The sequence below is a fragment of the Neorhizobium tomejilense genome, from assembly GCF_964254135.1.
Lineage (GTDB): Bacteria > Pseudomonadota > Alphaproteobacteria > Rhizobiales > Rhizobiaceae > Neorhizobium > Neorhizobium tomejilense.
Window position 1 is genome coordinate 4,137,671 of sequence record NZ_CAXUSO020000001.1, and the last position, 9,830, is coordinate 4,147,500.

The window sequence follows — 9,830 nt, forward strand, 5'->3', positions numbered from 1 at the left end:
AGTTGGCCGGCATTTATTCCAGCCGGGAAAAACTGCAGTGATCACCAATCTCGCCGATCTGGAAATCTTCGTCAAAGTGGCGGCCACCGGAAACATGTCGGCGGCGGCAAAGAGTCTCGGCATTTCGCCGGCAGTGGTTTCCAAGCGTATCAAGAGGCTGGAGGAGCAGCTGGGGACGCGGCTCCTGCAGCGGACCACCCGCCAGGTCGGGATGACCGACGCCGGCAAGGGTTTTTACGACAGGATCGCCAACGTCCTGACCGGGATCGAGGATGCCGAGCAGTTCGTCTCGGGCCGGTCGACCGAGATCGCCGGCAATCTGCGGATCTCCGCGCCGACTTCATTCGGGCGGATGCATATCGCGCCTCATTTGCCGGCATTCATGCAGGCAAACCCGCATCTGTCGATCGACCTGATGCTGTCGGACGAGTTCACGGATATTATCGCCCAGGGTTTTGATGTGGCGATCCGCATATCCGAGCTGAAAGATTCGAGCCTTGTCGCCCGCAAGCTTGTGCAGGTCCGACGCATTCTCTGCGCCTCTCCCTCCTACATCGAGCGGCACGGCGCCCCGACAAGCCTTGAGGAACTGGCGGGTCATCACTGCCTCACGGCCCACAATGGCGAACCCTGGAGGCTGGAAGGCCCCAAAGGCCCGCTGATTTACCGACCGGCTGGAAGGCTGAACACAAATTCGAGCGAAGTCATCCGCGAAGCGGTAATCGCCGGCCTCGGCATCGCGCTAAGATCCACCTGGGACATCGGCAACGAACTCCAGGACGGGCGTTTGGTGAGTGTAATGCCAGGGTACGAAGGCTCCAAAAATGTCTCGGTCTCGGCGGTCTATCCCAGCCGGCAGCATCTTCCCTCCAAGGTCCGGGCGTTCATCGAGTATCTGGCGGACCTCTATGGGCCGACGCCTTATTGGGAGCGGCATTCCCCGGAGGCAGGCCGGAAATAGCTGCTATCGTTCGTGATTAATTCCAATATGGCATAGGTCATTCAATATTTGTGCAATTGCAATTTCGCTCGCTAACAAAGACAGTCGCGGCATGAAAAATTCGGAGGAACCGATGGCCCGTATCGAAAAAAATGGTCTCGCAATCGACGAGAAGCTCCATGACTTCCTGGTGAAGGAAGCGCTGCCGGGCACCGGCGTCGATGCCGACCGCTTCTTCTCCGAGTTTTCGAAGATCGTCCACGATCTGGCGCCGAAGAACCGCGAACTTCTCACCAAGCGCGACGCCTTCCAGGCCAAGCTCGACGACTGGTACCGCAAGAACGGCGCCCCCAGCGATCTGGCAGTTTACGAAGCCTTCCTGCGCGACATCGGCTACCTGCTGCCGGAAGGGCCGGACTTTACGGTTTCGACCGACAAGGTCGATCCGGAAATCGCCGAAATCGCCGGGCCGCAGCTGGTGGTACCGGTCATGAATGCCCGTTATGCGCTGAATGCCGCCAATGCCCGCTGGGGTTCGCTCTACGATGCGCTCTATGGCACGGACGCCATTCCCGAGACGGACGGTGCCGAAAAGGGCAAGGGCTACAACCCGATCCGAGGCGCCAGGGTCATCGCCTGGGCGCGTGACTTCCTCGATCATTCGGTGCCGCTATCAGGAGCAAGCTGGACGGACGTCACCTCGTTTGTGGTGACGGGCGGAACGCTTGCGGCGGCAGCCCAGGACGGTAAGACGGTCAATCTTGCCGATCCGGCGCAGTTTGCCGGCTATCTTGGAGAGCCGGCTAAGCCGACCCATTTGCTGTTGACGAAGAACGGCCTGCATATCGAAATCCTGATCGATGCCACGACGGCGATCGGCAGGGAGGATCCGGCCCGGATTTCCGATGTCTGGCTGGAATCGGCGCTGACCGCCATCATGGACTGCGAGGATTCGATTGCCGCGGTCGATGCCGAGGACAAGGTCGTCGTCTACCGCAACTGGCTCGGCCTGATGAACGGCGACCTTCAGGAGGAGGTTGCCAAGGGCGGCAAGTCCTTCATCCGCAAGCTCAACCCGGACACCACCTTCAAGGCACCTGCCGGCGGTGATGTGACGGTGAAGCGCCGCTCGCTGATGCTGATCCGCAATGTCGGTCACTTGATGACCAATCCGGCGGTTTTGGACAGCGAGGGCAGGGAAGTTCCGGAAGGCATCATGGACGCCATGATTACGGCGCTGATTGCGATCCGCGATATCGGCCCGAACGGACGCCGCCAGAATTCGCGGGCCGGCTCCATGTATGTGGTCAAGCCGAAGATGCACGGGCCGGAAGAGGTCGCTTTCGCCTGCCAGATCTTTGCCCGCGTCGAACAGGCGCTCGGCCTTCCGACCAATTCCATGAAAATGGGCATCATGGATGAGGAGCGCCGTACCACGATCAACCTCAAGGCCTGCATCCGCGAGGCGCGCGAGCGTGTCGTCTTCATCAATACCGGCTTCCTCGATCGTACCGGCGACGAGATCCACACCTCGATGGAAGCAGGCCCGATGATCCGCAAGGGCGACATGAAACAGGCTGCCTGGATCGCAGCCTACGAGAACTGGAACGTCGATATCGGTCTCGAATGCGGCCTGTCCGGCCATGCGCAGATCGGCAAGGGCATGTGGGCGATGCCGGACCTGATGGCGGCGATGCTGGAGCAGAAGATCGCTCATCCGAAGGCCGGCGCCAACACCGCCTGGGTTCCGTCGCCGACGGCGGCCACGCTGCATGCCACCCACTATCATAAGGTCGATGTTGCAGCCGTCCAGGCAGGTTTGAAGAGCCGCACCCGGGCAAAACTGTCGGACATCCTCTCGGTGCCGGTCGCCGTTCGGCCGAACTGGACGCCGGAGGAAATCCAGCGCGAACTCGACAACAATGCGCAAGGGATTCTCGGCTACGTCGTCCGCTGGATCGATCAGGGCGTCGGCTGCTCCAAGGTGCCGGACATCAACAATGTCGGCCTGATGGAAGACCGCGCAACGTTGCGCATCTCGGCCCAGCACATGGCGAACTGGCTCTATCACAAGCTCACCAGCGAAGAGCAGATCGTCGAGACGATGAAGCGCATGGCCGGCGTCGTCGATGGCCAGAACGCCGGAGATCCGCTCTACATCCCGATGACCAGGGATTTCGAGGATTCCGTCGCGTTCCAGGCCGCGCTTGATCTGGTGCTCAAGGGCCGCGAGCAGCCGAACGGTTATACCGAGCCGGTCCTGCATCGCCGCCGGATCGAGCTGAAAGCCAAGCTAGCTGGCTGACCGGAGAGCAGGGAACTGAACAAAGAAAAAGGCCGCCGGAGACATCTCTCGGCGGCCTTTTCGTATTCTCGTCGAATTTCGCGATTACTGGACCACCACGACCTTGGTTTCGCGGCCCGGACGGACGCGGCTGTAAAGGTCGATGACGTCCTGGTTGATCAGGCGGATGCAGCCGGACGAAGCCGCGGTGCCGATCGAGTTCCATTCCGGCGTGCCGTGCAGACGGAAGAGTGTATCCTGGCCCTTTTCGTTGAACAGGTACATGGCGCGGGCGCCGAGCGGGTTGCTGAGACCGGGGCCCATGCCGTCTTCGACGTATTTTGCAACGTCCGGACGACGGCCGGCCATTTCCTTCGGCGGGTGCCAGGTCGGCCATTCCTGCTTCCAGGCGACATAGGCCGTGCCCGACCAGGCAAAACCCTGCTTGCCGACGCCGATGCCGTAGCGCATCGCCTTGCCGTTCGGCATGATGTAATAGAGATGGCGTTCACGCGTGTTGACGACGATCGTGCCCGGCTTTTCGCTGGTCTGATAGCTGACGATCTGGCGGACATACTGCTTGGCCACCTTGTTGATCGGGATCGCCGGCAGAGTATATCCGGCGTCTCTCACCGAACCGTAGGAGTCGGTAAAGATCTGTTCGGTGTAGGAGGCCGTGGCCACCTGGGTGCCGCCGCCGGGAATCGTGGAGGCGCAACCGGCCAAGGCGGCAGTTGCCAACAAGCCGAGTGCGAGCATGCTAGTGCGAAAGCGCATGGAGATCTCTTGGATAAACGAATCGATTTAGACGGGCGTCTGGCCCATCTTTGATGACGGGTTATTTTCGATTAAACTACGCTTGGCAAGCGCTGCAGCGCATCAAAACAGAGCCGGCGCATGATTGAAAAAAGCCATGGCGTTTTTGCAACATCATGGAAGCGGTTTTTCGGGATTCTATGACTATACTCAACCTTGCCAGTAATAATCCGTTAATAGATGGGCGGCAGTCGGCCCGCGCCATGCTGGTGCGCAAGGGCGTCCAGATTCTGCTCCACGACATGCGACATGCGATATTGCCGGAACTCGTGCTGTCGAGCGGAAGGCGAGCCGACCTGGTGACCATTTCGGAAAAGGGCGAGATCTGGATCGTCGAGATCAAGACGTCGATCGAGGATTTTCGCGTCGATCGCAAATGGCCGGAATACCGTTATTTTTGCGACCGGCTGTTTTTCGCGACGCACAAGGATGTGCCTCTCGACATCTTCCCGGAGGATTGCGGTCTTTTCCTCTCGGACGGTTATGGCGGGCATCTGCTGCGCGACGCACCGGAACACAGGCTGCCGCCCGCTACCCGCAAGGCGATGACACTGAATTTTTCGCGTGCCGCCGCCCAGCGCCTGATGCTGGCGGAATGGGCGACCGGCAAGAATTTCGACGAGATGTGACTTATTTCGGCGCGCGCTTGGCAAGGATGCGCTGCAGCGTGCGGCGATGCATGTTGAGCCGGCGCGCCGTCTCGGACACGTTACGCTCGCACATCTCGTAGACCCGCTGGATGTGTTCCCAGCGGACGCGATCCGCAGACATCGGGTTTTCCGGCACGTCCGCCCGCTCGCCCGGCCGCTGCGTCAGCGCGCCAAAAATGTCGTCGGCATCGGCGGGCTTGGCGAGATAATCGAGCGCCCCGAGCTTCACCGCGGTCACGGCCGTTGCGATATTGCCGTAGCCGGTCAGCACGATCACCTTAGTGTCCTCGCGGCTCTGACGGATCGCCTCGATCACATCCAGCCCGTTGCCGTCGCCGAGGCGCAAATCCACCACCGCATATTTCGGCGGCCGCGCCTTCGTCTTGGCGATGCCTTCCGCGACGGACTCCGCCGTGTCGACCAGGAAGCCGCGGGTCTCCATGGCGCGGGCCAGCCGGCGCAGGAACGGCCCGTCGTCATCTACGATCAGCAGCGAAGGGTCAGGCCCGAGTTCTGGGTCGGCATGAGCCTTGGTCGGTTCCGGGTGTGTTTCCATCTCTTTTTCTCCGCGGGTTTCAAAGGCCCGCTTGCCTTTTCATGATGATCGGCCGGCTGGCCGGCCTATTTCAAGTCCTGCGCGTCCATCACCGAGCGCGGCCATTCGATATGAATGCGGGCACCCGGTTCGCCGCTGTCGCGGTTGCCGAAGCGGATCGAGGCGCCGGACCGTTCGAGCAGCGTCTTCGCGATGAAGAGACCGAGGCCAAGGCCACCGGCCCGTTCGTCTTCCTTGGGCCTCTTCGTCATATAGGGTTCGCCGATCCGCGAAAGAATATCCGGCGCATAACCCTGGCCGTCGTCCTCGATGGTGATCGCCACCCGCTCGACGTCGTGCTCCACCGTGACGATCACCTTGCTCTTGGCATAATCGACGGCATTTTCGATCAGGTTTCCGAGCCCATATATAATGCCGGCATTGCGGTTGCCGACCGGTTCGTCGGTTCGGTCGTTTTCCTCGACGAGTTCGATCTCGATGCCGAATTGCCGATGCGGCGCCACCACCTCCTCGACCAGGGAGGAAAGCGGCAACCGGCGCATATGTTCCTCGCTCTCGGCGGAAAGCGAGGTGAGCCGGCGAAGGATGTCGCGACAGCGTTCGCTCTGGCTTCGCAGCAGCAGCACATCCTCGCGGAACCGATCGTCGGGACCGAGCTCGCGCTCCATCTCCTTGGCGACGACGCTGATGGTTGCGAGCGGCGTGCCGAGTTCATGGGCGGCGGCGGCGGCCAGCCCGTCGAGCTGCGAAAGATGCTTCTCCCGCTCCAGGACCAGTTCGGTCGCCGCCAGCGCATCGGCAAGCAGCGTCGCCTCATGGCTGACGCGATAGGCATAGAAGGCGGCGAACATCATCATAGAGGCGATCGAACACCAAACCCCGAGCTGCATGACCGGCTGGATCCGGAGCGGCTCGCCTTCGTACCAGGGCACCGGATAGGGCGAAAAGGCGAGCACCGTGGTGCAGACCAGCGCAAAAACGATCAGCACTAGCGAATGGCGCAGCGGCTGGGAAGCGAAGGCGATGATGACCGGAACGCAGATCAGCGGTGCAAAGGGGTTGGCAAGCCCGCCGGTGATGAACAGCAGCGCCGCCATCTGCAGCAGGTCGAAACCGAGCAACGCCAGCGCCGATTTCGGGCCAAGCCGATGGGTCGGCGGAAACCAGGCCGACAGGGTGAGGTTTGCGACCGCAAGCGCGCCGACCAGGATACCTGCTTCCTGAAGAGGCAGCGGAAACTGCAGCAGCAGCCCGACGATGACCACGGTGATCGTCTGGCCGGCGACCGCAAGCCAGCGCAGCCGCACCAGCGTCTGAAGCCGAATCCGCCGGCTCGAAGGGCCGAATTGCGCAAAACGCACTGAAGGACTGTCTACGCTCACCGTCTGCTCTTTACCTTGCCTTATACAAGTGACTTGCGGCCGCCTTCATAAACCGGCTCGACTTCAGGTCGCAGGCGGCATTCTGTCACGTCCCGCGCGGTTTGGCACGTGTCGTCGGGGCAGCCTCGGCCGGGTCCTCCGGCCAGGGATGTTTGGGATAGCGGCCGCGCATTTCGGCCCGCACATCCTTCCAGGAGCCGGCCCAGAAGCCGGGCAGGTCCCGCGTCGTCTGGATCGGCCGATGCGCCGGCGAGTTGAGTTCGAGCAGCAGCGGCAGCTTCCCACCGGCAATCGCCGGATGTTTCTTCAGCCCGAACAGTTCCTGCACCCGGATCGCCAGGACCGGCTCCTCGCCGTCGTAACGGATCGGATGCCGCTCGCCCGTAGGCGCCTCGAAATGCGTCGGCGCCAGCTTGTTGAGATCCTGGGAAACCTCATGCGGAATGAGCGAACGCAACCCTTCCGAAAGGCTGCCGGGATTGATGGAATCGATGCCCGACATACTGCCCTGGAACGGGACGAACCAGTCGTCGAGCCGGGCAAGCAGCGCCTCGTCGCTCATATCAGGCCAAGGCGCGCCGATCGACCGGCTGAGGAAACCGATCCGGTCGCGCAATTGCGCACCTTCCTTGGAGAACGGCAGAACCTGAAGCCCCAGTTCCCGCACGCCGTCCGCAAGCGCCTGTGCGGCCCGTTCGCCACTCGGCCGTGGCAGCGGCCTTTCCTCAAAGATGATGGCGCCGAGCCGCGTCACCTTGCGGGCGCGCACCTGCCGGCTCGCCCGGTCGAAGAAACACTCCTCGCTCTCGCGGATCGCGCCGGAAAGCTCAGCCTCGACGTCCGCCCGGCTGATCTCCGCTGCCGCGAGAATACGCGCCTGCGCTGCCCGGCCGGTCAGGTCGGCGATGACAAGCATCTGCGATGCCGCCAGCCGCTCGGTCTCCTGCAGTTCCGCGCCGCGCCCGTTTGCCATCACGAAACGTCCGCGTCCGCCGCGCTGGAGCGCGATCCTGTCCGGATAGGCATGCAGGAGAAGCCTGCCGGCGAGTACCGGTTCCGTCGATTGCGATCGCCTCGGCAGGTTCGAAGCGACCCTGTCCGCAAGCTTCCTTGCAGCGTCGGCCCTGTCGCCGCGTTCGTTGCGGAACCGCCGCAACCGCTCGTCGAGATCGATGTCGCTGCCGCCGAGCCCCTGTTCGGTCAGGAGCACCGCAAGCAGGCTTGCCTGCCTGCCGAAACCCTCCTCCGCCGCCGAGATAGCCATGGCCGATAACCTGGGCGGAAGCGCCAGTTCCCGCATCAGCCGGCCCTTTTCCGTCAGCCCGCCCTGGGGGTCGAGCGCGCCAAGCTGGGCCAGCAGCACCTTTGCCTCGTTGAAGGCCGGTCCGGGAGGCGGATCGAGAAAGGCAAGCCCCTTCGGATCCTGGACGCCCCAATGGGCAAGATCGAGAACTAGGCCGGAAAGATCGCTTGCCAGTATCTGCGGTGGCGTGAACGCCTGCAGCGCTGCCGTCTGCCCCGGATGCCAGAGGCGCATCGCGATGCCCGGTTCGGTACGGCCGGCACGACCCGCCCGCTGGTCTGCCGAGGCGCGGGAAACGCGCACCGTCTCCAGCCGGGTGATCCCGGTCGAGGGCTCGAACACCGGCAGGCGCTGCAACCCGCTGTCGATGACGATCCGGACTCCGTCTATAGTAATGGAGGTTTCGGCGATCGACGTCGCCAGCACGATCTTGCGCTGCCCGGCGGGCGCCGGCCTGATCGCCAGATCCTGCTCCCTCTGGGAAAGGTTGCCGTAAAGCGGCACGACCACGGTCTCCGGCCCGAACCGGTTCGCGAGCCGCTCGGCCGTGCGCAGGATTTCCGCCTGGCCCGGCAGGAAAGCAAGGATGGAACCCGTGTCATTCGCGTGCGCCTCGACGATCGCCCGCGTCATCGCGTCTTCGATCCTTTCGTTCGGTGCGCGGTCGCGATGCTGGATGTCGATCGGAAAGGTCCGGCCTTCGCTCTTGATAACAGGAGGCTCGCCAAGCAGGCCCGCCACCCGCTCCACATCCAGTGTCGCCGACATGACGAGGATCTTCAGATCGTCGCGCAGTGCCGATTGCACATCCAGCGCCAGCGCCAGACCGAAATCCGCGTCGAGCGACCGCTCGTGAAATTCGTCGAAGATGACGGCGGAAACGCCGTTGAGCTCGGGATCGTCGAGGATCATCCGGGCGAAAACGCCCTCTGTCACCACTTCGACCCGCGTCTTCGCCGAGACCTTGTTGTCGAGCCGCATCCGGTAGCCGACCCGATCGCCCACCTGCTCGCCAAGCAGCGATGCCATCCGGGATGCAGCTGCGCGCGCTGCCAGCCGCCGCGGTTCGAGCAGGATGATCTTTCCCGTGCACCAGGCCTGGTCGAGCAGCGCGAGCGGCACCAGCGTCGTCTTGCCGGCGCCCGGTGGGGCGGAAAGGACCGCGCGCGTACCTTCGGCCAGCGCCACCATTATATTGCCCAGTACGTCGGTAACGGGAAGCCTTGGCAGGGTCTTCGTGATCGGACCTGCCTCATGCGCTGAGGCCATCAGTGCGAAACCTGTCCGCTGACATGACGATAGGCGAGGATCGCTCCGGCAAGATCTTCGAGCGCTGCGCCCACCGACTTGAAGAGCGTGATCTCGTCCGCGCTTGTGCGGCCGGGATGTTTTCGATGCGCGAGTTCGGCGAGTTCCGCCTTGATCCCGTCTTTCGATAGCGCGCCGCTTGCAAGCGGCAGAACGATGTCGCCACCTTCCTTCATGGCGCCGGCACGCGTATCGACGAAAACCGACGCGCGCCGCACCGCCTCGTCGTCGCTCTCGCGCATGCTCGGCTTGAAGGCGCCGACGAGATCCAGATGCGCGCCCGGCTTCAGCCATTCGCCACGGATCAGCGGCTCGCTCGATAGCGTCGCACAGGAAATGATGTCCGCCTGTCCGGCCGCGTGGGCCAGATCCTTGACGGCCACCGCGTCGAGCCCGAGCATCCGTGCTTCGTGCGCAGTCTCTTCGGCCTTCTCTATATTGCGCCCCCAGATGCGGAAATGTTTGAGCGGCCGTGTGATCGCATGGGCCTGCATGAGATTGAGCGAAAGCCGGCCGGTTCCGACCATCAGCATGATCTCGGCATCTTCCCGCGCGAGATACCGGGCGGCGAGCGCCGAGGTCGCGGCAGTG

General features: G+C 62.9%; 8 protein-coding genes (1 of these 8 cut by a window edge). 3 read left to right on the forward strand and 5 right to left on the reverse strand.

The window, feature by feature from the left end:
- Positions 1-40 precede the first annotated feature (40 nt).
- Together ACSQ3G_RS20350 and ACSQ3G_RS20355 are read left to right on the forward strand one after the other, a co-directional pair.
- Complete coding sequence (locus ACSQ3G_RS20350) at positions 41-961, forward strand: LysR family transcriptional regulator (RefSeq protein ID WP_436111752.1); 921 nt, start codon at positions 41-43, stop codon at positions 959-961.
- A gap of 112 nt (positions 962-1,073) precedes the next feature.
- Positions 1,074-3,245, forward strand: coding sequence for a malate synthase G (locus ACSQ3G_RS20355; RefSeq protein ID WP_436111321.1), 2,172 nt, complete (start codon positions 1,074-1,076; stop codon positions 3,243-3,245).
- Positions 3,246-3,329: 84 nt separating this feature from the next.
- Here ACSQ3G_RS20355 and ACSQ3G_RS20360 read toward each other — a convergent pair whose 3' ends face one another.
- Positions 3,330-4,001, reverse strand: coding sequence for a L,D-transpeptidase (locus ACSQ3G_RS20360; protein ID WP_105422070.1), 672 nt, complete (start codon positions 3,999-4,001; stop codon positions 3,330-3,332).
- Between the two features lie 179 nt (positions 4,002-4,180).
- Between ACSQ3G_RS20360 and ACSQ3G_RS20365 the strand changes: the two genes are divergently transcribed.
- On the forward strand, positions 4,181-4,669 hold the full coding sequence (locus tag ACSQ3G_RS20365; RefSeq protein ID WP_436111322.1) for an MmcB family DNA repair protein: 489 nt from the start codon (positions 4,181-4,183) through the stop codon (positions 4,667-4,669).
- Between the two features lies 1 nt (position 4,670).
- Here ACSQ3G_RS20365 and ACSQ3G_RS20370 read toward each other — a convergent pair whose 3' ends face one another.
- From ACSQ3G_RS20370 to lhpI, 4 genes are all read right to left on the reverse strand, one after another.
- Positions 4,671-5,246, reverse strand: coding sequence for an ActR/PrrA/RegA family redox response regulator transcription factor (locus ACSQ3G_RS20370; protein ID WP_046607960.1), 576 nt, complete (start codon positions 5,244-5,246; stop codon positions 4,671-4,673).
- 65 nt (positions 5,247-5,311) lie between these two features.
- A complete protein-coding gene (locus tag ACSQ3G_RS20375; RefSeq protein WP_436111323.1) occupies positions 5,312-6,628 on the reverse strand; it encodes an ActS/PrrB/RegB family redox-sensitive histidine kinase in 1,317 nt (438 codons plus the stop codon).
- Positions 6,629-6,713: 85 nt separating this feature from the next.
- Positions 6,714-9,200 (reverse strand): ATP-dependent helicase HrpB, encoded by a 2,487-nt coding sequence (hrpB, locus tag ACSQ3G_RS20380; RefSeq protein WP_436111324.1) that lies wholly within the window; start codon positions 9,198-9,200, stop codon positions 6,714-6,716.
- A protein-coding gene (lhpI, locus tag ACSQ3G_RS20385) for a bifunctional Delta(1)-pyrroline-2-carboxylate/Delta(1)-piperideine-2-carboxylate reductase (protein ID WP_436111325.1) crosses the window boundary here: on the reverse strand, positions 9,200-9,830 show its 3' portion. It continues 323 nt past the right edge of the window; the window shows 631 of its 954 coding nt (coding positions 324-954); the start codon falls outside the window, past its right edge; it ends in the stop codon at positions 9,200-9,202. The genes hrpB and lhpI overlap by 1 nt, the downstream gene beginning before the upstream one ends.